This is a genomic window from Campylobacter concisus (assembly GCF_002913765.1).
Classification (GTDB): Bacteria; Campylobacterota; Campylobacteria; order Campylobacterales; family Campylobacteraceae; genus Campylobacter_A; species Campylobacter_A concisus_BB.
Window position 1 is genome coordinate 1 of sequence record NZ_PPCH01000012.1, and the last position, 922, is coordinate 922.

1 protein-coding gene is annotated in these 922 nt (G+C 38.7%); it reads left to right on the forward strand.

The window, feature by feature from the left end; translation table 11 throughout:
• Positions 1-922 (forward strand): Ig-like domain-containing protein (locus CYO89_RS10315; protein WP_181001875.1); only part of this gene is annotated, 922 nt, incomplete at both ends.

The following is a 922-nucleotide window of genomic DNA, read 5'->3' on the forward strand; positions in this document are numbered from 1 at the left end:
TACTATTACTTACAATGACAGAGTAACTGGATATGTAGAGATCAAAGTACCAGTAGTTGATGGTAAAGCTTCAAGCGTAACAGCTAAGATCGTTGATCAAGCTGGTAATGCTAGTAAAGAAGTATCTAGCAGCATAGACTCAGACTTTACAGCTCCAAATGTCAAGATCACAGGCATCATTGATAATGTAGAGGGTGGCGTATATAAAGGCAATGTTGCAGGTACTAACACAAACGACAACAAGCCAACCATAAAGGGTACAGCTGATGCAAATCAAGAAGTAGTTCTTTATGATAATAATAAAGAGTTTGGTAGAGCTACAGCTGACAAAGATGGCAACTGGGAATTTAAACCAAGCGACTATAAAGAGCCACTAGCAGATCTTGTTGGTCGTGTTCACGTTATAAAAGCAGTAGTGACAGATGCAGCTGGCAACACTAGCGAAGCAACTTCTGCACTAGAAGTTGATACAACTATCGGTGCTCCAAAAGTATCTATAAAAGAAGATGCAGATCACAATGGAGTTCTAAGCGTAGAAGAAGCTAAGAATTTAAAAGATAGTAAGATCCACTGGGAAGTAGAGATACCAAAAGATGGCACTGTAAGCGCAGGTGATGTTCTTCAAGTACTTGGAAAAGATGGTAAATGGAAGATCGAAAAAGTCTTATCAAGTGACGATCTAGGTAAAAGCTTTGAATACGAAGCAACTTTATCAGGAAAACACTTCGAAAGCCCAAGCTATAGAATAGTCGATCTAGTTGGTAACCAAAGCACAGCTATACATGCTAACGTACAACTTGACAGCGAATTTAGCAGAAAACCAAGCAACCCAGAAATTAAATTCCCAGAAGATACAAACAAAGATGGCAAAATTTCTGATGATGAAAACAAAGCTGGTGACAAAGATGCTGGTAAAACAACA